Below are 24,729 nucleotides of genomic sequence, written 5' to 3' on the forward strand. Positions count from 1 at the left end.
ACGGGTCAGTTCGAAAGCATGCGGTCGACCCAGCCGAGGAAGCCGCCTTCGGCCCGCACCGCTTCAAGCGCTGGCGCCGGCACCGATGCGGCGCGGGTGGTGTGGGCACGTGGCGGCAGATATTTGTTGGTTGGCTTATAGCCCATTTCCGGCATCAGATCGACACCGCCGCGCTCGGCCACCAGTTGCGAGATAGCCGATGCCGGATCGCCCAGATCGCCGAAATGCCGCGCGCTGGTCGGGCAAGCAGCGACGCAGGCCGGCACGCGATCTTCTTCCGCCAGATTGTCGTTGTAGATACGGTCGACGCACAGCGTGCATTTCTTCATCACGCCGACATCGCTGTCGAACTCGCGCGCGCCATAGGGGCAGGCCCAGCTGCACAATTTGCAACCGATGCACTTGTCCTCGTCGACCAGCACGATGCCATCCGACGCCCGTTTGTAGGAGGCGCCGGTCGGACAGACCGTGACGCACGCCGGCGTCTCGCAGTGCAGGCAGGAGCGTGGGAAATTGACCGTGCGCCCACCCATCTCGGTCATGTGCTCATAACTGTGCACGCGGTTGAACCAGACGCCGTCGACATTGCCGCCATAGGGGTCGATGTCGGTTAGCGGCGCCATATGGCCGCCGGTGTTCCATTCCTTGCAGGCGGTGACGCAGGCCTGGCAGCCGACGCAGGTGTCGAGGTCAATGACCAGGCCGAGCTTCTTGTCGGTATGGGCGGGAAGGCAGGTCATTCGGCGGCTTCTCTTTTCATGCGGAACTCGGCGCCGAAACTGAGTTTGTCGGGCGAGGGCTCAGAGTCCGGCAGCTGGCGGAACCGCTCGAACTGCGGTTCGGTGAAGCCGGCTTCCTCGGGCGCGCATTTGACGATGCGCACGCGCAGGTCGAACCATGCCGCCTGGCCGGTGACAGGATCGGAATTCGAATAGTGTTTGCCATTCGCATCGGCAGAGGTCTGGTCGCCGATGATGTGGTTGAGTAGAAAGCCGCGATTGGATTCGGCCGCATTATCCTTCAGCCCCCAGCTGCCGCGACGCTTGCCGATCGCATTCCAGGTCCACACCGTATTGGCGTTGACGCCGTCGACCAGCTTGATCTGTCCTTTGACCTTGCCGTTGATGCTCTCGATCCACACCCAGTCGTCATCGACAAGCCCGAGGCTGGCGGCGGTCCGATTGTGCACGAACAGCCGGTTCTGGCTGGTGATCTGCCTTAGCCACGCATTCTGCGCGCCCCAGGAATGGTACATGTGCATCGGCCGCTGCGTCAGCGCGTGGAGCGGATAGGCTTGGCTATCGACCGCAGCCTCTTCGAAGGGCGCGTACCAGAACGGCAGCGGATCCATATAGGTCTCGATACGGCTGCGCTCCGCCTCCGGCGGCAGCACCCCGCCATGGCCGCGCGCCGCAAGGCGAAAGCGCTGCATCGGCTCCGAATAGAGTTGGAAGACGATCGGCTCGGCCTTCGGCATGAAGCCCATGCTCTCAGCGAATTCGAGATACGAGCGGTTGGCCATCTTGTAGTAGCGCTGATCGGCGGCGAAATCCTGGTGCCAGAAGCCGCCATTGTCGATGTAGCGCTGCAACTGGTCGGGATTGACCTCGCCCTTGCCGATCGAGGCCCCGTCCTTGCCGCGCCAGCCGGCGAGCGGACCGACACCTGGCGTGCGCTCGTGATTGACGATGTAGTCGGCATAATCGCGGTACTTGGCGGAACCATCGTCATCGACGAAGCCGGGCAGGCTTAGCCGCGCGCCGAGTTCGATCAGCACCGTCTGGAACGCCCTGACGTCGCGATCCGGCTCGACAACGGGATGGCGGATAGCGTCGCCCGGCCCGTCGGCATGGCTGATCGGCCGGTCGAGCAGACTGATACAGTCATGACGCTCGAGATAGGTCGTGTCCGGCAGCACCAGATCGGCAAAAGGTACGGTCTCGGAATAATAAGCGTCGGAATAGATGATGAACGGGATCTTGTACTCGTCCGACGCATCGATATCGGTCAGCATCGCCATCGTCTCGACGGTGTTCATCGACGAGTTCCAGGCCATGTTGGACATGTACATGAACAGCGTGTCGATCTTGTAGGGATCGCCGGCCCAGGCGTTACGAATGACCGTGTGCATGAGTCCGTGTGCGGCCAGCGGCGCATCCCAGGAGTAGGCCTTGTCGATACGGATCGGTTTGCCGCCTCCGTCGATCAGCAGGTCTTCCGGCCCGCAGACGAAGCCGAGCGGCATGCCTTCGAGTGGTGTCATCGGCTTCACATTCTTGCCGGCGGGCTTTGGACCCGGCGGCGCGGACCGCGGATAGGGAGGCTTGAAGCGGAAGCCGCCCGGCACGTCCACCGTGCCGAGAAGCACCTGAAGCAGATGAATGGCCCGGCAAGAGTGAAAACCGTTCGAATGGGCCGAGATGCCGCGCATCGCATGCATCGACACCGGGCGGCCCTTGATGGTCTCGTGCCGGCGGCCAGCCCAGTCCGTCCAGGCCACCGGCAATTCGATTTGCTGTTCGAAGGCGACATGGGCGAGTTCTGCGGCAATGCGTCGGATGGTGTCGGCGGAGATGCCGCACCGGTCAGCCACGGCGTCCGGTGAATAGCTCTCGTCCAGATAGCGGTCGGCGACGAGTTGGAAGACCGGCACGCAGCGGCGGCCGTCGACGAGAAAGCTGCCGGTCAATGCGGGCTTCGCGTCGGCATCGCTGGCATTGACAGGCATCTTCGCCACCCTGTCCCAAGCCAGCGGATTGCCGTCGCCATTGCGCATGAACAGCCCGTCATCGACAGTTCCAGGCTCCTGAACGACCAGGATGTGGGCATTGGTGTAGCGCAAGAGGTACTCGAGATCGATGCGGCCAGCCTTCAGCAATTCATGGATGAGGGCGAACACGAACAGGCCGTCGGTGCCGGGCCGGATGCCGATCCAGTCGTCGGCAATTGCATTATAGCCGGTGCGGCAGGGATTGATTGAAACCACCTTGGCGCCGCGCGCTTTGAGCTTGCCGAGGCCGATCTTGATCGGATTGGAATCATGGTCTTCGGCAACCCCGAACAGCATAAAATACTTGGTGTTGTCCCAGTCGGGCTCGCCGAACTCCCAGAACGAGCCGCCAATCGTGTAGAGGCCGCCGGCTGCCATGTTCACCGAGCAGAAACCGCCATGGGCCGCGAAGTTCGGCGTGCCGAACTGGCTCGCCCACCAGCCGGTCAGCGATTGCGACTGGTCGCGCCCGGTGAAGAAGGCAAGTTTCTTCGGATCGGTTCGGCGGATGTTCGAAAGCCGTTCTGTCGCGATCGACAAGGCCTCCTCCCACTCGATTTCGCGGAACTCACCCGAGCCGCGCGGGCCGGTGCGCAGTAGCGGCTTCTTTAGCCGGGCCGGGCTGTAATGCTGCATGATGCCGGCGCTGCCCTTGCCGCACAGCACACCGCGGTTGACCGGGTGATCCTTGTTGCCGTTGATGTAGCGGACCTTGCCGTCCTTGATATGGACGTCGATGCCGCAGCGGCAGGCGCACATATAGCAAGTCGTCTTGGCGACGCTGTCGGAGACATCGGGCGACGTATCGACGCCGTCGCCTTCAGCGGGCGCGCGCGTATCGGCAAGCGGCCGTTGTGATGGTGCCGAATTGGCTCCGCGCAGCAGGTTGTTGGTCATGATCCGGTGATGCTCTTGCGCTCCGCGAACTTGGCTCTCGTCTTCGGGCCGGGGCCGCGCATGTAATGCTCTTCCGGCCGATAGCGTTCACCCAAGAGCCGCCGCCGCAGGCTGCGGGTCCAGTGCGCAAACACGGATTTGAACCGCCCCACCAATTCTACCCTCGACTGCTCTGGCGCGACTTTTTTCCAATTTCGGGTCAAAATTTAGAACAAAGCGACCGATCCGTCTAACAACTTGCTCTTGTAATTCCAATCGGATTTGCTTCTTAGTGTCGGAATGACCCTGGACCAGTTGCGGATCTTCGTCGCCGTCGCCGAACGGGCGCACATGACCAAAGCGGCCGAGTTGCTGGGCATCTCACAGTCGGCCGCGTCGGCCGCCATCCGCTCGCTCGAACAGCAGCACGGCGTCCAGTTGTTCAACCGAGTGGGCCGCAATATCGAGCTCGCCGAGACCGGACGCCGATTCTTGCCCGAGGCCAAGGCGGTCCTCGAGCGGACTGCGGCCGCCCACAATGTGCTGGAGCATGTCGCGCAGACGATATCAGGCAGTCTCTCGATCGCTGCCAGCCAGACCATCGCCAGTTATTGGCTGCCGCGCCGGCTCGCCTCTTTCCACGAAGCCTATCCTGCCGTCAGGCTGAGCGTGAGCATTGGCAACACCAGGCAGGTCGAGACCAATGTACTTGATGGCGCAGCCGATTTTGGCCTGGTCGAGGGGCGCACCGAATCCGACATTTTGCGCCGTGCCAAGGTCGATATCGATCGCATGATGCTGGTCGTGGCGCGCTCGCACCCTGAGATCGCAGAAGTTTCGCCTGGACATCCCGACCTTGGCGGGCTTCGCTGGATCATTCGCGAAGGCGGGTCGGGCACGCGCGAGGCGCTGGAGGACCTTGCCCGACGCGACGGGATTTCGTTCGCGGACCTGCAGATATTCCTGGTATTGCCGAGCAATGAGGCTATTCGCCAGGCGGTCGAGGCCGGCGCCGGCGCCAGCATCATTTCGGAACTCGTCGTCGCGCGCGCAGTCGCCGAAGGCAGTCTGCGTTCCGTGCCGATCGATCTGCCGAAGCGCGAATTTGCCATGATCACGCATCGCGACCGGCAGCCAAGCCTGGCCCAGATGGCGCTCAAGGCGCATCTCGGCGGCAAAGCTGAGATATCCGCGCCGCCTTAAGCCGATCAGCCGAACTTCCGCTGCGCGTCGAGCGCCAGCCCAAGCCCGACCGAGCCGAACACATCGCCTTCGATTACCGACGCCTGCGGCACCAGCGCCAGGATCTGCTGCCTGGCCAGCGGGATCGCGGTCGATCCGCCGGTCAAGAACACCGCGGTGATATCCGAGGCCTTCACCTGTGCGTCGCGGACGGTTTGCTCGACGGTAGCTGCAACGCGCTCAATATCCCTGGCTATGGTGGCTTCGAGACTCTTGCGCGTGATTTCTGCCGTGAACCTCACCTCCGGCAGCGCGACCTTGACATCGGCCGACGATCGGTCCGTCAGCTCGATCTTGGCCTTTTCGACCAGCGCCGCCAGCGCGTGGCCGTAACGATGCTCGACGATGTGGATGAAGCGGTCGACCAGGTCTGCGCGCTCTGCCTCGTAGCGGATCTGGCGCAGATGCGTCATCGCCCTTGCGGTATAGACCAGGTTGATGCGCTGCCACGTCGCCAGGTCGATGAAGTAGCTCGCCGGCAGATTACGTTTGCCATCCTTGGTCGGTGAGAGATGGCCGAGCTGCGGCATCACATGGGCGATGCTCAACAGCCGGTCGAAGTCGGTGCCGCCGATATGGATGCCGCGGCTGGCCAGGATGTCGTCCTTGCGGTCAAGCGAGCGGGCGCGCTCAGGCGAGACCCGCACGATCGAGAAGTCGGACGTGCCGCCGCCCATGTCGACGATCAATGCCAGTTCCTCGCGCGTCACCTTTTGTTCGTAGTCGAGTGCCGCGGCAATCGGTTCGAACTGGAAGGCGATGTGCTTGAAGCCGTGGGCACGAGCGGCATTTTCGAGTTCGTGCTCCGCCTTGGCGTCGGCCTCGGCATCGTCGTCGACGAACTGCACGGGCCGTCCCAGCACGACGCTGTCGACCGCGTCATGGGCTTCTTCTTCCAGCTTCTTTTTCAGATGGCCGACGAACAGGCCGACAATCTCCATGAAGCCGATCGAGCGCGCCTTGATGCGCGTCTTTTCGTGGGCGAGCGAGCTGCCGAGCACGCTCTTCAACGAGCGCATCAGGCGGCCTTCGATACTGTCCGTATAGTTGGCAAGGGCGCGTCGCCCGAAATAGGTGCGGTTGTCCTCGAAATTGAAGAATACCGCACTGGGCAGCGTGACCTGGCCGTCTTCCAACGCCACCAGCCGCGGCTGCCCGTTCCTGACCACGCTCACGGTGGAATTCGAAGTGCCGAAGTCAATACCGGCAAATGCTGGTCGCATCGTGCGTTCCTGTAGTTCTGATTTGGGGAGCAGCAGCTCGTATCCGGTCGGGCCGGGGGTCGCGGTCTAACCCATACCCTCGGAAAGGGAAACCACTTTTACGAGAGTTCAGTCTTTCCTGAACACCAGTCTTCCGAGCCAGCCGGTCAGCATGGCCAGCGATACGGCAAAGACACCGTAGAGGAAGGAATAGTCGTGCGCGACGCGGAAGATCGACTGTTCGAAACCGGACTTGCGGATTTCGAGCTGGGCGGAGCTTTCCTTGATGAACAGGCCGCTCTTGAACAGGAACGCGCGGGCCTTATGGGTGCCGACCGGAACGTTTGGGGCGAGCCTGACGGTGGCGCGGAACAGGTTCTGCGACAGGAACTGCACACCGCCGACATTCTCGCTGTAGAGGCCGGTCGCCGCCTTGCGTTCGCGCAGCGCGGCCGTGAACTCCTCGATTGTCGCCGGGCTGTCCTCCGCGTCGGCCGGCTGCAAATAGAGGTTGGAGGCGCCAAGCGACAGCTGCTTGTAGCTGTTCGGATCGGTGACGTCCTGCAGCGGCCGCGTCGTCGCCACCGAATAGGATACAGGTACGTTTTTGAAGGTCTCCGATTCCAGATTGACCCAGACGCCGAGCACCCGGTCCTTGCGGCGCACGACGACCGGCCGAGCCGGGCCTTCCAGCACGACGATCACGTCGTAGCGCCCTTGCCGCGCGACAAGCGGATCGGCATTTTCCAGTGAGCCGAAAATGGTCAGGTCGGCGCCGGAAAAGCCGGCGGTAATCGAGACATTGTCGGTGGAAAGGCCGATCTGGATGTTTTCGGTTAGTGGCGCCTGCGCCTTCGCCGGTGGCGCAGCAGCCAGCAGCGACAGCAAGGCGGCGGCCGCGAGCGTCCTTAGGCCGGCCATCAGCTCAGGCCCACGCCGGACAGAGAATAGAGATTGGGCGGCGTGACGAAAAGATCGATGGCAAGCCGGATGGCTACCGCCAGCACGAGCAGCGCCAGCAGCGCCCTGAGTTGCTCGCCCCGCAGCCTCTGACCAGCCTTGGCGCCATATTGCGCGCCGGCGACGCCGCCTGCCATCAACAGGAAGGCGAGCATGACGTCGACCGTCTGGTTGGTGGTGGCGTGGACCAGCGTGGTGTAAGCCGAGGTGAAGATGATCTGGAACAGCGAGGTGCCGATGACGACGTTGGTCGGCACTTTCAAAAGGTAGATCAGGGCCGGCACCATGATGAAGCCGCCGCCGACGCCCATGATCGAGGACAGGAAGCCAATCGCCGCGCCCAGCCCAAGCACCGGAATGACGCTGACGAAGAGCTTCGAGGCCCTGAAGCGCATCTTCAGCGGCAGGCGGTGGATCCAATTATGCTGGCCGGATTTTTTCAACACCGGTGCGGCGCCGCTGCGAGTGGCGCGCAGCGCATTGACGCTCTCGACCAGCATCAGTCCGCCGACGGTGCCGAGCAGCACGACGTAGAGCAGCGAGATGAACAGGTCGAGCTGGCCGAGCCGGCGCAGGAGCGCAAAGACATAGATACCACCGGTCGAGCCGACGATGCCGCCGGCTAAAAGCACGCCGCCGAGCTTGAAGTCGAGCGTGCCGCGCTTCATGTGCGACAGGGCGCCGGAGAAGGAGGAAGCGATGACCTGGTTGGCGCCGGTGGCGACCGCGATTGCCGGCGGTATGTTGTAGAAGATCAGCAGCGGCGTAATGAGAAAGCCGCCGCCCACGCCGAACATGCCCGACAGGAAACCCACCGCCGCACCCATGGCCAGCAGCACGAAGATGTTGACGGAAATTTCCGCGATCGGGAGATAGATGCCCACCCGTCAGTCTCGATCAGTTTGCCTCCTGGCGAATGCAACCGTTGCGGGCATTTTGCGTCAGCAGGCTATCTCGTTCTTGCGCCGGCCGGGCCGTGAAGTCAAACTTCGCCGCACCGCCGAAACAAAAAACAACTCAATCAGTTAACAGGCAAATCTGTGGCAAGGACGTCGCGGAAACGACGCATCCGCCGTTATTTACGCGCAAGCAGCGCCTTGACCAGCTTTTCGTCGATCGCGCCGGTTGCCTTCATATCGTTGTCGGCCTGGAAGGCCATGATCGCGTTCTTGGTTTTCTGGCCCATCATGCCGTCGGGATTGCCGGCCTCATAGCCGTTCTTGTTGAGAATTCGCTGGATGTTCTGGACCGCTTTCTTCATGTCGATGCCGGCGGTCGTCTGCGGTGTGCCGTCCTGCCACGATTCAGGAACGTCGGCCGAATTGGCGGCTGGATCGAGCGGCTTGGCCTTCCACAGTTCAGCCGCGGCCCGCGCACGCTCCAGCTGCTCGGGCCTCAGCGCCTTGGCGATCTCGTCGCGCTTGGCCGCCGCATCCTTGTCGCCGGTCTTGGCGACGAGTGCGAACCATTTGTAGCTCTCCTCGAGGTTCTGCTTCATGCCGACGCCCTTCGCCGCGAGGATGCCGAGATTGAACTGGCTATCCTTGACACCGAGATCCGCCGCCGCCTGGAACCAGCGCGCTGCCGATTCATTGTCGGTCACGCCATCCGCCGCCATCGCAAACAGCACGGCAAGATTGTGCATCGCGCTGGCATTGCCCTGCGCTGCGGCAAGCTGGTACCAGGTTTTCGCTTTCTTGATGTCGCGTGCGACGCCGATGCCCTTCTCGTAGAAATTGCCGATGCGGTATTCTGCCGGTGCGAAACCGAGTTCGGCAGCTTTTTCATACCATTTGGCCGCCGCCGCCATGTCTTCTTTGACGCCGCGAGACTCGGCGTAGCGCGAGCCGATCTCGAACAGCGCCTTGGCGTCGCCGCCGGCCGCTGCATCGCGCAGGGCGGCCGGACCGGCATCGGCCGGAACGTCGATCTTGGCAACGCCTGCCGCGGCAGCATCCGCCGACGGCACCGTGCCGGTCGTGTCCTGCGTCGCAGCGGTGGCTATAGCAGGCGCGGCAGCCATTGGCTCGGCGTCGCTGGCCGTCGCCGCTGCCGGCGCGGGCACTGCGGCCGCAGTGTCTTGCGCCGCCAGGTCAGCGGGCGCCGCGGAAGCCGAGGGCGCCGTCGATGTCTCGGCTGCCGGTGTAGCGGGGCCGGTTTGCGCCGCCGTGTCGTCCTTGGTCATCGATGCGGATGGCTCTGCCTGCCTGACCGTGGGCGACGGCGCGCTCTCCTGTGTTGTCGTCTGCGCGTCCGCCTTCGGCTCGCTGGCAACGCTGGCAAAAGCGGTTTCCGCCGGCTGTACGGCCACGGCCGGTGCCGCCTCATTGTCGGTGACTTCGACCGGGTCGGAGAAGAAGGCTTTGCCCAGTTGCAGGCCGGCAAGCGCCAGCATGATGGCGATTGCCCCCATCAGGATCGGCTTGCGCCGCGCCTTGAGCAGGTCGCCGATCCTGAGTGCCTTGACCGGGCCTTTCATCGTCGACTGGCGCTTGAGGGCGTCCGCCTCGGCGGCCGCCGCTTGCGCAGCCCGTCTGGCTGCCGCGATGAAGTCCGATTTCGCCGCCTCAGCGCCGCCTTCCCGGGTCGGCTGCCCGCGCTCGTCGCGCACGCGCTTCATGATGGCGCTGAGGTCGGGTGCGCCGGAGCCGGGTTCCAGTGGTCGGTTGGCGAGCTTGGGGTCGAGGGGCTCGTCGAGATCGACGCTGGGTATCTCGGCGCTCTGCGCCGAGCCTGCAAGCGGCGGCATCTCGGCGTCCTTCTTGCCCTTCAAGGCGCGCGCCAGCCCGCCTAACATCGATTTCCTGCCGCCGCCTTGCTCGGTTTTTTCACGCGTCGTGTCTGAACCGAGAGCCGCCAGGGCTGCTGCGGCGGCGGCCTCGGCTGGCGTACGCGGACCTGGCTCGTCGCGCACGAGCGCCGCGGCGCGGCCGTCGAGATCGGCCATGCTGCCCGTCAACGGCAGCGGCTGGTCGAGGTCCATCGACGGTGCGTCCTGCACCGAGATCTTGGATGGCCGGCCGAAACGCTTGCTCAACTCCGCGCTTGCCGGTTCACCCGTCTCCAATGAACCAAGCCTGTCAACGATCTTGAGCAGCGTATCGTGGATAGCCTCGAACGTTCTCGAATTGCGCTCGTCCGAACGGCGCGTCAGTGCCTCGAGCGTCTTCAGGTCCTGGGCGAGGCCGGTAACGGCCGCCGTGTTGGCGCTTGATCCGGCCAGTGAGCGGACGGCGCTCTCAGCCGCCTCGCGCGCCGCGCCGAGGACGGAATCGCGGGTTCCGGCCAGCGACTTCTCGATTTCGTTGAGACGCGGGCTGATGTCGTCGAATTCCGGCAGCGGCGTGCCGGGCTTGGAAAGATGCGCCGTCAGGCCGGCGACCTGCGCTTCAAGGCTGCGGATCAACGCCGGGTCGATGCTGGCGACCTGTGCCGCGGACGAATCCAGCCGGCTTGAGATGTCTTCGAGCCGGCTCTCCAGGCCACGGATCGCCGCCTCGTTGGCGGGATCTGGAACGCGCGTCTCAATCCGCTTGGCCAGCGCGGTGAAGCGGGCGTCGATGGCATCCATGATGCCAGCGCTATCGACCTGCGGCATGCGCTGGTCCAGCCTGTCGGCGACCTCGTCCAACCGGCGCTCAAGGTCGCGAAACAGCATGTTGCCTTGTTCGATTGCGTCGCCCTGGCGACGTTCCATCATGCTGGACAGCACGTCGAAGCGCTGCTCGAGCCCCTGGAAGATGTAGTCGGCGTCGGGCATGGCAGGTGCGTGGTCGATCTTGTCGGCAATAAGCGCGACTTGCCTGGCAAGGCGCTCCATCGCCTGTTCCGGCAGATTGGCTCGGCCGGCCAGTTCATCCACGCGGCTCGACAATGTGTTGAGACGGTCAATGACCTCCCGACCCGGACGATCCTGCGACACTTCTTCGATTTGCTGGGCCAGTGAATCGATCCGCTTCTCGATGCGTTCGAAGGGCTCGGGGTCGAACGAATTGGCTTGCGCGGCAACCGTCGAGGCGACGATCGCGCGGGAAATCTCGTCGAGCCGCTCGTCGATCTGACTGAATGTGTCGCCGCCGCGATTGTCCTGCTGGCGGGCGAAATGGTCGACCGCTCCGGCAAGCGTGCGGACCTTTTCCTCGAGCGAGCGCAGCGACAGCGATTCCGGCAAATTGCTGACGGCATTGCTGATCTGTTCGAGCCGCTCCGTCAGCGCCGACAGGCCGGGTGCATCGGAACGCTTGCGCTGATCGGCCTCGACGCGATCCTCGAAAGCGTTCCAGCGGCGGTCGAAATCGTCCCAGCGGCGTCCGACCGCCTGCACGCTCTCCTCGCGCGCCAGCGTTTCGAGCGCGGCTTTGACCTGCTCAAGCTCGAGCCGCAGCATATTGACGCTTCTGTCGTCGCTTTTTTCGGCCAGTGTCTGGATGGCGCCGGAAAGCCGCTCGAATTCGACGCTGAGTTCGGCGCTGCCTTTGCCGCCGCCATTTGACTGGAAGGCTCGCTCAATATTCTTGCGCAGTACCTCGAACTCGCGTTGCAGGCCGGAGGTCATCTGCTGGCGCAACTCTTCGCGCAGGCCGCGCAATTCCCCGGCGATCTTGCCGGCTAGGGCGACGCCGTCCTCCTGGCCGCGCACCCGGTCGATATCGCGGGCGATCGCCTGGTAATTCTGGTCGAAAGCCGCTGCTGGACCTTTCGGCCGCTGCGCGCGTGGATCCTCATACCGGCGCTGCTGGCCATAGGGTTGGGCGCTGGGATAGCGTGGTTCTGCCGCTGGTCGGCGCGGATCGGGGTGGCTTGCCGTCTCCTCGCGCGTCCGCTCCAGCCGCTGCTCCAGAGTTTCCAGGGAGCGGTTGAGCTCTTCAAGCGTCGTGTGCGGCCGGCGTTGCCTGCCGGCGTTGAGTGTATCGAGGTAGGACCGCTTGCTGTTCATCAATGCGCCCGTTTCAGAATTGCTGGCTTTCACCAGGTTCCCAAAGTCCTGCCGGGACGAAGGCGACTGCTTGGCTTGTTGCAGTGGAAGACGACCTTCCGGGGTCTCATCCGCGCTCCGAAAAACCGTGAAAAATTCAGTACAGGATAGACACGGGTAACCGACATGCGCACATTTCGCCCCAACGTGGTAAACAACGCGTTAACCAAGCTTAAGAAGTTGCAACTTTGTCGGCTGGCTGCCGACGGCGCCGGGTGTCTTTTTTGGACGCGCAAAAGACGTTGTAGAATTTTGATCAGCCGCATGATCGCTCCCGAAATCGGCAACGACCTTTTAGGTTGTCCGCTGGTGCTGCGGCATAAAGTTGCAAGACCAGAACGCTCTTGCGCGGTGAGGCGGCTATCGATATAGAATTGACGTAAACGTAAATGAGCGGATTACGCCGTTTGCGATTTGTTTGTTGAAACCACGAGTGGAAGCACGCCCCCGCTTTCACTCAGGCGACGCAAGGTCCGCGACCGCGACGCCACCAGACGGGGAAAGCCAGTGACCATGAAACTTATTTCGCCCGGCCAAGCCGCGGCCAACACCAACGATATGTCGAACGAAGCCGGTGAAGAGCTTGTCCGCATCGGCGAAATGGCCAAGAAATACGGAGTGACGCTGCGTACGCTGCGTTTCTATGAGGACAAGGGTCTGCTCAACCCGCAGCGCGACGGCTCGACCCGTCTCTATACACGCCGCGACAGGGCCCGGCTGAAGCTGATCCTGCTTGGCCGCAAGGTCGGGTTCTCGCTGCGCGATGTCAAGCAGATGATGGACCTCTATGATCCGAACGGCTCCAACACCAAGCAATTGCGGCTGGCGCTCGACAAGTCGGAGAAGCAGCTTGCCCGTCTGCAGAAGCAGCGGGCGCTGATCGACGACGCCATCAGCGAACTGAGTGCTTCGATGTCGACCGTCCGGCAAATGCTGATCGAGCGCTCGACGCCGCAGGCCAGCGTAGCGAGCTAAACTAAGCTTTCGATTTGTGACGACTAGTCTAAGAGCCGCGTGGCTTTCGCTGCGCGGTTCTTCGTCGTTTGCCGTGCTTTGTCGTTTGTCGTCCTGGCGCGCGGGAGAAAATTTGCCGCACCGCCGAATTGACGTTTACGCAAACGTCAATATTTGTTATCTCGACAACAACGTCGGTCCGTCTGCCATCCTCATATGCTGGGGCTGATTTCGGGGCCAAGACCGCATGGTGGAGGAAACGCATGCCGATCTACAGAGCGCCGGTCCGGGACACGCTGTTCGTGCTGAACGAAGTGCTGGGATATCAGCGTTATTCCAATCTTCCCGGATTTTCCGACGCGACGCCGGATGTGCTCGAGGCCATCCTTGCCGAGGGCGCGAAGCTCGCCGAAAACGTGATGCAGCCGCTGAACCGCGTTGGCGACATGGAAGGCTGCATGCGCCATGACGACGGTTCGGTAACGACGCCGAAAGGCTTCAAGGAAGCTTTCGACCAGTATCGCGAAGGCGGCTGGATGGGGCTCGCGGCACCTGTCGAGTTTGGCGGGCAAGGCTTGCCCTACGCGGTGCACACTGCGGTTGCCGAATACATGGTGTCGGCCAATATGTCGCTGATGATGTATGCCGGCCTGACGCAAGGCGCGATCGCTGCGATCATCACCCATGGCACCAAAGAGCAGAAGGCAACATGGTTGCCGAAGCTGGTCGAGGGCGCCTGGACCGGCACCATGAACCTGACCGAGCCACACTGCGGAACCGATCTTGGCTTGCTGCGCACCAAGGCCGTCCCAAATGGCGACGGCACCTACAGGATCTCCGGTCAGAAGATCTTCATCTCGGCCGGCGAGCATGACATGTCGGACAATATCGTCCACCTGGTGCTGGCCCGTATCGAGGGCGCGCCGGATGGCGTGAAGGGCATCTCGCTGTTCATCGTGCCGAAGCTCAAGCTCGATGCCTCAGGCAATCCGGGCGAGAAGAACACCGTCTCCTGTGGCTCGATCGAGGAGAAGATGGGTATCCATGGCAACTCGACCTGCGTCATGAATTACGACGACGCTGAAGGCACGCTGCTCGGCGAGGCCAATGGCGGGCTGAAAGCAATGTTCACCATGATGAATGAGGCGCGGCTTGGCGTCGCCCTGCAGGGACTTTCGCTATCTGAGGTTGCCTACCAGAATGCGGTTTCCTACGCCAAGGATCGTCTGCAGGGCCGCTCGCTGTCAGGGCCGAAGGCGCCGGACAGGAAGGCCGATCCGATCATCGTCCATCCGGACATCCGCCGCAGCCTGATGACCATGAAGGCTTTCAACGAGGCCGGCCGCGCGCTGGCGCTGTGGACGGCGATCAAGTCCGACATCGCTCACCGCTCCGGTGACGACAGGGACCGCCAGGCCGCCGACGACTATACCGGCCTGATGACGCCGGTGGTCAAGGGCGTACTCACCGACAAGGGTTTCGATCATGCGGTAATGGCGCAGCAGGTGTTCGGCGGACATGGCTACATAGAAGAGCACGGCATGAGCCAGTTCGTCCGCGATGCCCGCATCGCCATGATCTATGAGGGTGCCAACGGCATCCAGGCGCTCGACCTCGTCGGCCGCAAGCTGGCCTTGAATGGCGGCCGCGCGGTCCAGGCTTTCTTTAAGGAAGTCGGAGAGTTCTGCGAGGAAAACCGCACCGACGAGACGATGGCGCCCTTCACCAAGGCGCTGAAGAAGGGCCTCAACGATCTGCAGACGGCGACGATGTGGCTGGTGCAGAACGGCATGGCCAAGCCCGATAACGCCGGTGCCGCCTCGACCGATTACATGCATCTCTTCGGCCTGGTGGCGCTGGGCTATATGTGGGCGCAGATGGCCAAGGTGGCCGCAGCGAAATTGGCTGATGGCGCCGACGGCGCTTCGTCTTTCTACGACCACAAGCTGGTGACGGCGCGCTTCTTCATGGAGCGGATCATGCCGGAGACGTCGGCGCATCTTGCCCGCATCTCCAGCGGTGCCGATACATTGATGGCACTGCCGGCCGAAGCATTCTAGCTTCGGCATTCCCCTCCCCCTCGAGGGGAGGGTGGCCCGAAGGGCCGGGAGGGGGCCTGCGTGCAGTGCGCCGACCTTCATTCTGATGCATGCCTTGGAGGAAAATGATCGCAATGCCGTGGCACATGGCGCAAGTTGTAAAAGATAAGGTCGAGCAAGTCATCGGCGACCCCACCCGGCCGCTTCGCGGCCACCCTCCCCTCGAGGGGGAGGGGAACGTCGGCGCGAGGGAGGAACCATGACCAGTCCCGCCGAAATCCTCGGTCTCCCCAAACCCGCCTGGGCGGCGGACGAGGTCGGCATGCTTTACGACATGGCGCACCGCTTCATGTCGGAAGAGATCGCGCCGCGTTACGACGAATTCGAGAAGAACGAAATGGTCGACCGCGAGAGCTGGCTGAAGGCCGGTGCTGCCGGCCTGCTCTGCGCCTCGATGCCGGAGGAATATGGCGGCTCGGGCGGCACCTTCGCGCATGAGAGCGCCATCATCGAGGCGATCGGCCATGTCGGCGTCGACGGGTTCGGCATTGGCCTGCACAATTCGATCGTTGCCCCCTATATCCTTCACTACGGCTCGGAGGAGCAGAAGAAGAAATGGCTGCCGAGGCTGGCGACCGGCGAGCTGATCGGCGCCATCGCCATGACCGAGCCGGGTGCGGGGTCCGACCTTCAAGGCGTCAAGACGCGCGCCGAAAAGGACGGCAACCGGTACAAGCTCAACGGCTCGAAGACCTTTATCACCAACGGCCAGCTCGCCAATTTCATCATCGTCGTTGCCAAGACCGATCCTGAGAAGGGCGCCAAGGGCATCTCGCTGATCGTCGTCGAGACCGACGAGGTGGAGGGTTTCGAGCGCGGCCGCAACCTCGACAAGATCGGCCTCAAGGCCAACGACACGTCGGAACTGTTCTTCAACGACGTACGTGTGCCGACCTCGAACCTGCTCGGCAACGACGAAGGCCAGGGCTTCGTCCAGTTGATGCAACAATTGCCGCAGGAGCGGCTGCAGATCGGCACCACTGCTATCGCCATGGTCGAGCGGGCCCTGGCGCTTACCATCGACTACGTCAAGGAGCGCAAGGCCTTCGGCAAGCCCATCATCGAATTCCAGAACACCCAGTTCAAGCTTGCCGAATTGAAGACCGAGGCGACCATCGGCCGCGTCTTCTATAATGACTGCGTTGCCCGCCACATTAACGGCGGCCTCGACCCGGTGACCGCGTCTATGGCCAAATACTGGCTGTCGGACCTGCAAGGAAAAGTCGTCGACGAATGCCTTCAATTGCATGGCGGCTATGGCTACATGAATGAATATCCGATTGCGCGCATGTTCCGCGATGCCCGCGTCCAGCGCATCTACGGCGGCACCAACGAGATTATGAAATTGCTGATCGGGCGCTCGCTCTGAGCGAGTTTCAGCAAACCCAAGGAGCAGGAAAATGGCCGAAGCTTATGTCTATGATGCCGTGCGCACGCCGCGCGGCAGGGGCAAGAAGGATGGCTCGCTGCACGAAGTGCCGGCGGTGCGGCTCGGCGCCAAGGTGCTCGAGGCCATCCGCGACCGCAACGGGCTGGACACCGGCACCGTCGACGACATCATCTTCGGTTGTGTCGATCCGGTTGGCGAGGCGGGTGCGGTCATTCCACGTGCCGCCGCTTTCGAGGCCGGCTACGACACCAAGGCGCCTGGCATGCAGATATCGCGCTTCTGCGCCTCGGGCCTCGACGCCATCAATTTCGGCGCCGCCAAGATCGCGCAGGGCGCCGACGAGATCGTCATTGCCGGTGGCGTCGAATCGATGTCGCGCGTCGGCATGGGCGCCTCAGGCGGCGCCTGGTTCATGGACCCATCGGTCGGCCTGCCCGGCTGGTTCGTGCCGCAAGGAATCTCGGCCGACCTGATCGCCACCAAATACGGGTTTTCGCGCGACGACGTCGATGCCTACGCAGTCGAAAGCCAGAAGCGTGCCGCCAAGGCGTGGGGCGAGGGCCGCTTCAAGAATTCGGTGATCTCGGTCAAGGACCAGAACGGCCTGACCATCCTCGACCATGACGAACATATGCGGCCCTCGACCGACATGCAGTCGCTGGCCGCGCTCAACCCGTCCTTCGTCATGCCCGGCGAAATGGGCGGCTTCGACGCCGTCGCCGTGCAGAAGCATCCCGAGGTGGAACAGGTCAACCACGTCCACCATGCCGGCAATTCCTCCGGCATCGTCGATGGCGCGGCGGCCGTGCTGCTCGGCTCGAAAAAGGCGGGAAAGACGCTCGGCCTCAAGCCGCGCGCACGCATCCGTGCGTTCGCCAACATCGGCTCCGAACCGGTGCTGATGCTGACCGGCCCCGTCGACGTCACCGAGAAGCTGTTGAAGCGGGCGAAGATGAAGCTGTCGGACATCGACCTGTTCGAGCTCAACGAGGCCTTCGCTTCGGTGGTGCTGCGCTACATGCAGGCTTTCGACATTCCGCATGACCGGATCAACGTCAATGGTGGGGCCATCGCCATGGGCCATCCGCTCGGCGCCACCGGTGCGATGATCTTCGGTACGGTGCTGGACGAATTGGAACGCCGCGACCTCAACACCGCGCTGGTGACGCTTTGCATCGGCGCGGGCATGGGCACTGCAACGATCATCGAACGCGTCTGACGGAGAGAGATGATGAGCTACACCAATTTCACCCTCGACATCGACGCCGACGGCATTGCGCTGGTCACCTGGGACATGCCGGACCGTTCGATGAACGTCTTCACCGAGGAGGTGATGCTCGAACTGAATACCATCGTCGACAAAGTGGCGAGCGATGCAGCGATAAAGGGCGCGGTGATCACCTCCGGCAAGGATACGTTCTCGGGCGGCGCCGATATCACCATGCTGCAGAAGATGCTGGCGACCTTCGCCGCCGACAAGGCGAAGGACCCGGAGAAGGCGACCAAGGCGCTGTTCGACAATGCGGGCACCATGAACGGCCTGTTCCGTAAGCTGGAAACTTCGGGAAAGCCATGGGTTTCGGCGATCAACGGCACATGCATGGGCGGCGCGTTCGAATTGTCGCTCGCCTGCCATGGCCGTGTCGCAGCCGATTCAGACAAAGTGAGGATGGCGCTTCCCGAAGTGAAGATCGGCATTTTTCCGGGCGCCGGCGGCACCCAGCGCGTGCCACGGCTGACCGACCAGCAGCAGGCGCTGCAAATGCTGACGTCCGGCCAGACGCTGTTGCCTCAGAAGGCCAAGTCGATGGGCCTGATCCATGAGATTGCCGAGCCGGACAAGCTGGTCGAAACCGCCAAGGCGATGATCAAGAACGGCTTGAAACCGGTGGCGCCATGGGATGAAAAGGGCTTCAAGCTGCCCGGCGCCCCGATCTATTCGGTGGCCGGTGCCAATCTGTGGCCGCCGGCCATCGCCATTCTGCGCCGAGAGACCTATGGCAATTATCCCGCCGCTGCCGCCATCCTGAAATGCGTTTACGAGGGCTTGTTGGTGCCGTTCGACACCGCCCTGCGGATCGAGCAACGCTATTTCACCGAGATTATGCAGACCAGGGAAGCGGCAGCGATGATCCGTTCGCTGTTCGTGTCGCTCCAGGAACTGAACAAGGGCGCGCGCCGCCCGGCCGGTGTGCCGGAAACGAAGTTCAAGAAGATCGGCGTACTCGGCGCCGGCTTCATGGGCGCTGGCATTGCCTATGTGACGGCCAAGGCCGGCATTCCGTTGGTGCTGCTCGACCGTGACATGGAGTCCGCCGCCAAGGGCAAGGCGCATTCCGAGACCCTTATCTCGGATCAGGTGAAGAAGGGCCGTGCCAAGCCGCAGGACAAGGATCGGTTGCTGTCGCTGATCACGCCGACGGCCGATTACGCGGATCTTGCCGGCTGCGATCTTGTGGTCGAGGCGGTGTTCGAGGACTCGGCCGTCAAGAAGGATGCCACCGAACAGGCCGAGGCTGTGCTCAAGCAGTCGGCGATCTTCGCCTCGAATACGTCGACCATACCGATCACATCGCTGGCCAGGAATTCGGCGCGGCCAAAGAATTTCATCGGCATCCACTTCTTCTCGCCGGTCGACAAGATGATGCTGGTCGAGATCATCCTCGGCAAGAAAACCGGCGACAAGGCGGTGGCAACCGCGATCGACTTCGTCCGTGCCATCAAGAAAACGCCGATTGTCGTCAACGATACGCGCGGCTTCTATGTTAATCGCTGCGTGCTGCGCTACATGTCGGGGGCCTACAAGATGCTGATCGAAGGTGTTCCGGCGCCAATGATCGAGAACGCGGCCAAGGCCGCCGGCATGCCGGTCGGTCCTTTGGCGTTGACCGACGAGACGGCGATCGACCTTGCCCAGAAGATCATGAAGCAGACCATGCGCGACCTCGGCGACAAGGCGGTCGATCCGAAGCAGATGGCGCTGATCAACACGATGGTCGACACGCATGGTCGCTTGGGCCGCAAGAACGGCAAGGGCTTCTATGACTATCCGGCAAAACCGGCCAAGAAGAAGCTGTGGCCAGGCCTCAGGGATCTCTACCCGCAGCTGGCGCCGGAGCAGGTCGATTATGAGGAACTGAAGCAGCGGCTGCTGGTCACCATCGCGCTTGAGGCGGTACGGGTGATGGAAGAGGGCATCGTTACCGACCCACGCGAGGCCGATGTCGGCTCGATCCTGGCCTTCGGCTTCGCGCCCTATACAGGCGGTGCACTGTCCTACATCGACGGCATCGGCGCGAAGAAATTCGTCAAACTCGCCAAGCGCCTGCAGAAGAAATACGGCACCGAGTTCAAGGCGCCGAAGCTGCTGCTTGATATGGCCGAGAAGGGCGAGACCTTCTACGAGCGCTTCGATCCCTATACCAGGGACGAGGCCAAGGAGGCAGCCTGACGCCGTCTTCGGCGGTGGACAAGATGGCGGCCAAGGGATAGAACAGGAAAGGTATTTTTTCCTGTTTCGAAGGAAGAGCAAGGTGCTCTCGCACGACCGCGTTTGGGCCGCCATCGACGCTCTTGCCGAGCGTTATTCGCTTTCGGCCTCTGGACTGGCCAGGCGCGCTGGCCTCGACTCGACCGCCTTCAACAAATCGAAGCGGCTGTCCTCAGATGGACGGCCGCGCTGGCCGTCGACCGAATCGCTGGCCAAGATCATCGAGGCGACCGGCGCCTCGCTGGATGAATTTGCGGGGCTGGTCGAGGGTCGGGGTAATTCCGACGCACTACCCGTGCAGAGATCGTCGGTGCCGCTGCTCGGCTTCGCCCAGGCGGGCGCCGGTGGCTTCTTCGACGACGCCGGGTTTCCAGCGGGGCAGGGATGGGACCTGATCGAGCTTCCGGCACGGGCAACCGAAACCTCCTATGCCTTGAAGGTCCAGGGCGATTCCATGCTGCCGCTCTATCGCAATGGCGACGTCCTGATCGTCGAGCCAGGGGCTACCATACGAAAGGGTGATCGCGTCGTCGTCAAGACCAATGCCGGCGAGGTGATGGCCAAGGTGCTCGACGGCCAGACACCAAGGTCGATCGCGCTGGTCTCCCTCAATCCCGATCACCCGGACCGCGACATCCCCATGCGCGATGTCGAATGGGTGGCGCGGATTGTCTGGGCAAGCCAGTAGGCGCGGGGCCGGTGCGTCTGCCTCACCTTGCCTTGGCTGTTCTGGCGATCCCGGCGATGGCCACGGCAATTGTCGCCGGCGGCCGCGCCGTCCAGAGCGAAAGCGGCGGCCCCTGGGAGCAAATCCAGGTCGGCGCTGAACCGCAGCCCGCCGCGCCGGCTACGTCGGCCATCCCGAAATCAATGCCGGCCAAGCAGGCGGCGCATTCGAGGGCAATCGATCCAGAAATCGTGGTGCCGCCGCAGCTCGGTTCCAACGAGCTTGAACGGATAGAGCCGCGCGCCCCGTTGAGCGATCTGGCATTGGCCGGACCGCCCAAGCCGCCAAAAACGAAAATGCCCGACGACTGGAAAGGCACGAAACTATTCCAGCCCGTCGCGTCGGCCGCCGGGGTCATCGAAGCAAAGGGCTATTCGATTGCGGTTTCCGGTATCGACATCGTCAAGCAGGAGGAGACTTGCACCGACGGCGGCGAGTCCTGGAATTGCGGCATTCGGGCGCGAACGGCCTTCCGCGCCTTTCTCCGCAGTCGTGCGGTGGTCTGTGCCGTGCCGCCCGAAGGCGGTCGTGATCTGATCGCCGCCGAGTGCCGGATCGGCAATCAGGATATCGGCCAATGGCTGGTCGAAAATGGCTGGGCGCGCGCCGCCAAGGGCGGCCCTTACGTAGAAGCCGGCGAGAAGGCGCGTGCAGCAAAAAAAGGCGTCTTCGGGCCGGCGCCGAGCGTTTCAGGCCTGCCGCCGCTGCCGGCTGCTGCGTCGCGATCCGCGCCTGTAGCGCCTAGCTCGATCCTGGAGGAGCAAGACGGCGTCCTCATGCCGCCAGCTGACCAGCCAGCGCCCGCTGAATGAGCTCGCGCGTTTCGGCGATGCCGTAGAGCGCGGCGAAGGAGCCGAAGCGCGGCCCGCGTTCCTGACCTATCAGCACCTGATAGATCATCTGGAAGAAGGCGACGGAGACACCGGGTCCGCCCTCCGGGCTCTGCTTGGAATGATCCTGGTAGCGCTCGATCTTGCGCGCAACATTGAGGGCAGCGTTCTGGATTGCCTCGCTGTCGGCATCAGCCGGCAGCGCGGCGAGCGCTTCCGAAAGCTTGGTCAGCGCCTCGCGCTCGACCGCGTCGGCAGCACGGTACACTTTCGCCGGCTTCACGAAATCGTCGAAATAGCGGATGGCATATTCGGCCAGCCGGTCGAGCTCGGGATGGGTTGTCGGCGTCACACCCGGCGCGTGGCGCGAAATGAAACCCCACAGCACGTCCCTGTTCTGCGCATTCGAGGCGCTGACCAGGTTGAGCAGCAGCGAGAACGGAACCGGCAGGTCGACTGCCGGGGGATTGCCGTCATGCATGTGCCAGACCGGATTGCCCAGCCGCTCCTTCCAGTCCTGCCTCTGATAGGCAGAGAGGAACGTGTAATATTCGTCTACGGCCTTCGGGATGACGTCGAAATAGAGCTTCTTCGCGGTTCGCGGGCGCTGGAACATATAAAGGCTAAGGCTCTCGGTCGGCGCGTAAGTCAGCCACTCGTCGATGGTCAGCCCATTGCCCTTCGACTTCGAGATCTTCTGGCCGTTCTCATCGAGGAACAGCTCATAATTGAAGCCTTCCGGTGCCGGAGCATCGAGCGCGCGGCAAATCTGCCCGGCGAGCTTGACGGAATCGATCAGATCCTTGCCGGACATCTCGTAATCGACGCCGAGTGCTGCCCACCGCATCGCCCAATCTGGTTTCCATTGCAGCTTGGCATGACCGCCGGTCACCGGCGTCTCGAAGCGCTCGCCGGTGTCCGGGTCGCGCCATACGATGGTGCCGGCGTCGAGCTTGCGCTCGTCGATCGCGACTTGCATGACGATGCCGGTCTTGGGATGGATCGGCAGGAAGGGCGAATAGCTCAGCGCCCGCTCCTCGCGCAGCGACGGCAGCATAATTGCCATCACCTTATCGAAGCGCTCGAGCATCTTGAGCAGCGTCCCGTCGAAGCGGCCGGAAGTATAATAGTCGGTCGAGGAAGCGAATTCGTAATCGAAGCCGAAACGGTCGAGGAAAGCGCGCAGCCGTGCGTTATTGGCGGCGCCGAAGGACGGATACTCATTGGAGAACGGGTCCGGTATCCTGGTCAGCGGCTTGCCGAGATAGGCGCGCAGCATGTCCTTGTTAGGCACATTGTCCGGCACCTTGCGCAATCCGTCCATGTCGTCGGAGAAGCACAGCAGCCGCGTCTTGACCTTGTCTTCAGTCAGCACGCGGAAGGCGTGGCGCACCATAGATGTGCGCGCCACCTCGCCGAACGTGCCGATGTGCGGCAGGCCGGACGGGCCGTAGCCGGTCTCGAACAGCACCGTTTCCGGGTAGCCGCTGCTCGCGTAGCGGGCGACGATCTTTTTCGCTTCCTCGAATGGCCACGCCTTGCTTTCGGCGGCGGCGGCGAGGACTTCCGGGCTGAGATCGATCGGCTGTTGTTCGGCCATGATGCTATTCCTGCAACTTTGCCAGCATCAATGCCGGCAGCCGCATGCTCTAGACCATGATCCCGAAAAGTGGAACCCGGTTTTCGGGCAGCACCGTGATCAGGCAAGAAGATTAAGAGCCCCGTCCCGATAGTCAGGATGGATCAAGTTCCAAGGCGTGATCGGAGCGCCAACGATCGCGGCTGTTTTTCCTTGCGGCGCCGGTCCCTCGTTCCTAACTTCGGGACCATCTCAAGGAGTTGTAAATGCCATTGTCGCCACACGAAGCCATGATCTACCTGATGGTCATCACCTCGGCGTCAGACCGCGACATGACCGACGTCGAACTGGCGCGGATCGGCGACGTCGTTCGATCCTGGCCGGTGTTTGAGGATTTCAACCAGGAGCGGCTGGTCGAGGTCGCCCAGGCCTGCCAGAAAATGCTGCATGAAAAGGATGGGCTGGAGGGCGTCCTGGCGCGCGTCGCCGAGGCGCTGCCCGAACGCCTGCGTGACACCGCCTATGCCGCCGCCTTCGAGGTCGCAGCTGTCGATCTCGAAATGCGCCTGGAGGAGGTGCGCGTCCTGCAGCTCGTCCGCCGGGAACTCGACCTCGATGCGCTGACGGTCGCCGCCATTGCGCGAGCCGCCAAGGCCCGCCTTCGCACGCTGACCTGAGCCGGCGGCCAAGTTTAGAAAAAACTGACGGGAAAATAGCGCAGATAGAACTCGGCGAACGTGCCGTTCACCGAGATTTCCTGCAGCGCGTAGTCGAAAGCGGCGGCCAGCGCCGGATCGTCGGCCCTGGTGGCGAGTGCCATGCCTGAGCCGAGATATTCGGGCGCCAGATAGGGGCCGACGGCAAAGCGGCAGCAGCCCGCTGCATCCGAACCGCCGAGCCAGAAGGCGAAACGCATGCCGTCGCCGAAGGCGGCGTCGATCTTGCCGGCTTTCAGCTCGCCATAAAGCTCCTCCGGCTTTGCGAACGGGACGATTTGGACGTCGCCGAAATAGTCGCGCAGCATCCGCTCGTGCGCGGAGCCGGCGATCACGCCGACACGCTTGCTGCGCAGCTTGTCGAACATTGGTTCGGTCAGCGCCTGTGTCTTCAGCATGATGAAGCGTGCCGGAAATTGCAGGTAGGAGCGTGAAAATGCGTATTTCGACCGCGACTCCGGCGTCGCGGCGATGCCGGCAATGATCGCTTCGCCCTCGCCTTTCCCGAGCGCACCTTCGAGCTCGGCCCAGGGCAGCGCCTGGATCTGGCATTTTTCGGCAATGCCGAGCTCGGCGCAGATGGCGCGCGCCAGGTCGACATGGAAGCCCGACAGCCGGCCTGCCCCATCGAGGAAATTGAACGGCGGGAAATCCGTGGTGGTCAGGAATCGCAGCCGCGGCAGCATCGAAAGGTCCGGCTTTGGCAGCCGCTCCTTGGCGTCCCAGAACACGGGCACCTGCGGCTCCGCGGCGAGCGCAGCAGCCGCAAGCGATTGCGCTCCGATCAATATCGAGATCAATGAAATGGATATGCGCCGAAACGCCACGCGACGACTCCGCTCGGTCTTGCCCCGGCTTTCGTACGAAATAACACAGGTTTTTGTACGAAAAAAATACAGGTGCGACGGTTTTTGGTTTC

17 protein-coding genes are annotated in these 24,729 nt (G+C 62.8%); 9 read left to right on the forward strand and 8 right to left on the reverse strand.

Annotated elements, in window-relative coordinates:
• Nucleotides 1–5 precede the first annotated feature (5 nt).
• A complete protein-coding gene (locus tag NKI59_RS08245) occupies nt 6–740 on the reverse strand; it encodes a 4Fe-4S dicluster domain-containing protein (RefSeq protein WP_352703482.1) in 735 nt (244 codons plus the stop codon).
• Nucleotides 737–3,667: a molybdopterin oxidoreductase family protein gene (locus NKI59_RS08250; RefSeq protein ID WP_352703484.1), complete on the reverse strand. Its 2,931-nt coding sequence runs from the start codon at nt 3,665–3,667 to the stop codon at nt 737–739. The genes NKI59_RS08245 and NKI59_RS08250 overlap by 4 nt, the downstream gene beginning before the upstream one ends.
• Before the next feature lie 279 nt (nt 3,668–3,946).
• Between NKI59_RS08250 and NKI59_RS08255 the strand changes: the two genes are divergently transcribed.
• A complete protein-coding gene (locus tag NKI59_RS08255; protein ID WP_352703486.1) occupies nt 3,947–4,849 on the forward strand; it encodes a LysR substrate-binding domain-containing protein in 903 nt (300 codons plus the stop codon).
• A gap of 5 nt (nt 4,850–4,854) precedes the next feature.
• On the opposite strand, the gene NKI59_RS08260 is transcribed toward NKI59_RS08255, so the two are convergent.
• The 4 genes from NKI59_RS08260 to NKI59_RS08275 form a co-directional block, all read right to left on the reverse strand.
• Complete coding sequence (locus tag NKI59_RS08260; protein WP_352703489.1) at nt 4,855–6,111, reverse strand: Hsp70 family protein; 1,257 nt, start codon at nt 6,109–6,111, stop codon at nt 4,855–4,857.
• A 108-nt stretch (nt 6,112–6,219) separates the two neighbouring features.
• Entirely contained in the window at nt 6,220–7,011 is a 792-nt protein-coding gene (locus NKI59_RS08265; protein WP_352455141.1) for a TIGR02186 family protein, read from the reverse strand.
• Nucleotides 7,011–7,934 carry a sulfite exporter TauE/SafE family protein gene (locus NKI59_RS08270; protein ID WP_023676949.1) on the reverse strand — a complete coding sequence of 308 codons (924 nt, stop codon included), beginning with the start codon at nt 7,932–7,934 and terminating at the stop codon, nt 7,011–7,013. Before NKI59_RS08270 ends, NKI59_RS08265 begins: the two co-directional genes overlap by 1 nt.
• Nucleotides 7,935–8,125: 191 nt before the next feature.
• Nucleotides 8,126–11,986, reverse strand: a complete 3,861-nt coding sequence (locus NKI59_RS08275; RefSeq protein ID WP_352703491.1) for a peptidoglycan-binding protein — start codon at nt 11,984–11,986, stop codon at nt 8,126–8,128.
• 552 nt (nt 11,987–12,538) lie between these two features.
• Here NKI59_RS08275 and NKI59_RS08280 point away from each other — a divergent pair.
• The 7 genes from NKI59_RS08280 to NKI59_RS08310 all read left to right on the forward strand — a co-directional run bounded on the left by NKI59_RS08280 (nt 12,539) and on the right by NKI59_RS08310 (nt 21,497).
• Nucleotides 12,539–13,000 (forward strand): MerR family transcriptional regulator, encoded by a 462-nt coding sequence (locus NKI59_RS08280; RefSeq protein ID WP_352703594.1) that lies wholly within the window; start codon nt 12,539–12,541, stop codon nt 12,998–13,000.
• A 242-nt stretch (nt 13,001–13,242) separates the two neighbouring features.
• A complete protein-coding gene (locus NKI59_RS08285) occupies nt 13,243–15,039 on the forward strand; it encodes an acyl-CoA dehydrogenase (RefSeq protein ID WP_352703494.1) in 1,797 nt (598 codons plus the stop codon).
• Between the two features lie 238 nt (nt 15,040–15,277).
• Entirely contained in the window at nt 15,278–16,447 is a 1,170-nt protein-coding gene (locus tag NKI59_RS08290; RefSeq protein WP_352703496.1) for an acyl-CoA dehydrogenase family protein, read from the forward strand.
• Nucleotides 16,448–16,478: 31 nt separating this feature from the next.
• Entirely contained in the window at nt 16,479–17,687 is a 1,209-nt protein-coding gene (locus NKI59_RS08295; RefSeq protein ID WP_352589120.1) for an acetyl-CoA C-acetyltransferase, read from the forward strand.
• Between the two features lie 12 nt (nt 17,688–17,699).
• On the forward strand, nt 17,700–19,919 hold the full coding sequence (locus tag NKI59_RS08300; protein WP_352703498.1) for a 3-hydroxyacyl-CoA dehydrogenase NAD-binding domain-containing protein: 2,220 nt from the start codon (nt 17,700–17,702) through the stop codon (nt 19,917–19,919).
• 82 nt (nt 19,920–20,001) lie between these two features.
• Nucleotides 20,002–20,646 (forward strand): S24 family peptidase, encoded by a 645-nt coding sequence (locus tag NKI59_RS08305; RefSeq protein WP_352703500.1) that lies wholly within the window; start codon nt 20,002–20,004, stop codon nt 20,644–20,646.
• 11 nt (nt 20,647–20,657) lie between these two features.
• Nucleotides 20,658–21,497 carry a thermonuclease family protein gene (locus tag NKI59_RS08310; RefSeq protein WP_352621877.1) on the forward strand — a complete coding sequence of 280 codons (840 nt, stop codon included), beginning with the start codon at nt 20,658–20,660 and terminating at the stop codon, nt 21,495–21,497.
• Here the strand turns inward: NKI59_RS08310 and NKI59_RS08315 are convergent.
• Nucleotides 21,460–23,115 carry a lysine--tRNA ligase gene (locus NKI59_RS08315; protein ID WP_352703503.1) on the reverse strand — a complete coding sequence of 552 codons (1,656 nt, stop codon included), beginning with the start codon at nt 23,113–23,115 and terminating at the stop codon, nt 21,460–21,462. The two genes, NKI59_RS08310 and NKI59_RS08315, sit on opposite strands and share 38 nt — an antisense overlap.
• A 245-nt stretch (nt 23,116–23,360) precedes the next feature.
• On the opposite strand from NKI59_RS08315, the gene NKI59_RS08320 reads away from it, so the two are divergent.
• On the forward strand, nt 23,361–23,771 hold the full coding sequence (locus NKI59_RS08320) for a tellurite resistance TerB family protein (RefSeq protein ID WP_023677339.1): 411 nt from the start codon (nt 23,361–23,363) through the stop codon (nt 23,769–23,771).
• A 14-nt stretch (nt 23,772–23,785) separates the two neighbouring features.
• Here NKI59_RS08320 and NKI59_RS08325 read toward each other — a convergent pair whose 3' ends face one another.
• On the reverse strand, nt 23,786–24,637 hold the full coding sequence (locus NKI59_RS08325) for an ABC transporter substrate-binding protein (protein ID WP_352703505.1): 852 nt from the start codon (nt 24,635–24,637) through the stop codon (nt 23,786–23,788).
• Nucleotides 24,638–24,729: the final 92 nt, after the last annotated feature.

The sequence above is a fragment of the Mesorhizobium sp. M0598 genome (assembly GCF_040320865.1).
Lineage (GTDB): Bacteria > Pseudomonadota > Alphaproteobacteria > Rhizobiales > Rhizobiaceae > Mesorhizobium.

What these genes read in the sequence shown, in the direction of transcription:
- NKI59_RS08245 (WP_352703482.1), bottom strand. Translation starts at nt 740, where the DNA reads ATGACCTGCCTTCCCGCCCATACCGACAAGAAGCTCGGCCTGGTCATT.
- NKI59_RS08250 (WP_352703484.1), bottom strand. Translation starts at nt 3,667, where the DNA reads ATGACCAACAACCTGCTGCGCGGAGCCAATTCGGCACCATCACAACGG.
- NKI59_RS08255 (WP_352703486.1), top strand. Translation starts at nt 3,947, where the DNA reads ATGACCCTGGACCAGTTGCGGATCTTCGTCGCCGTCGCCGAACGGGCG.
- NKI59_RS08260 (WP_352703489.1), bottom strand. Translation starts at nt 6,111, where the DNA reads ATGCGACCAGCATTTGCCGGTATTGACTTCGGCACTTCGAATTCCACC.
- NKI59_RS08265 (WP_352455141.1), bottom strand. Translation starts at nt 7,011, where the DNA reads ATGGCCGGCCTAAGGACGCTCGCGGCCGCCGCCTTGCTGTCGCTGCTG.
- NKI59_RS08275 (WP_352703491.1), bottom strand. Translation starts at nt 11,986, where the DNA reads ATGAACAGCAAGCGGTCCTACCTCGATACACTCAACGCCGGCAGGCAA.
- NKI59_RS08280 (WP_352703594.1), top strand. Translation starts at nt 12,539, where the DNA reads ATGAAACTTATTTCGCCCGGCCAAGCCGCGGCCAACACCAACGATATG.
- NKI59_RS08285 (WP_352703494.1), top strand. Translation starts at nt 13,243, where the DNA reads ATGCCGATCTACAGAGCGCCGGTCCGGGACACGCTGTTCGTGCTGAAC.
- NKI59_RS08290 (WP_352703496.1), top strand. Translation starts at nt 15,278, where the DNA reads ATGACCAGTCCCGCCGAAATCCTCGGTCTCCCCAAACCCGCCTGGGCG.
- NKI59_RS08295 (WP_352589120.1), top strand. Translation starts at nt 16,479, where the DNA reads ATGGCCGAAGCTTATGTCTATGATGCCGTGCGCACGCCGCGCGGCAGG.
- NKI59_RS08300 (WP_352703498.1), top strand. Translation starts at nt 17,700, where the DNA reads ATGAGCTACACCAATTTCACCCTCGACATCGACGCCGACGGCATTGCG.
- NKI59_RS08315 (WP_352703503.1), bottom strand. Translation starts at nt 23,115, where the DNA reads ATGGCCGAACAACAGCCGATCGATCTCAGCCCGGAAGTCCTCGCCGCC.
- NKI59_RS08320 (WP_023677339.1), top strand. Translation starts at nt 23,361, where the DNA reads ATGCCATTGTCGCCACACGAAGCCATGATCTACCTGATGGTCATCACC.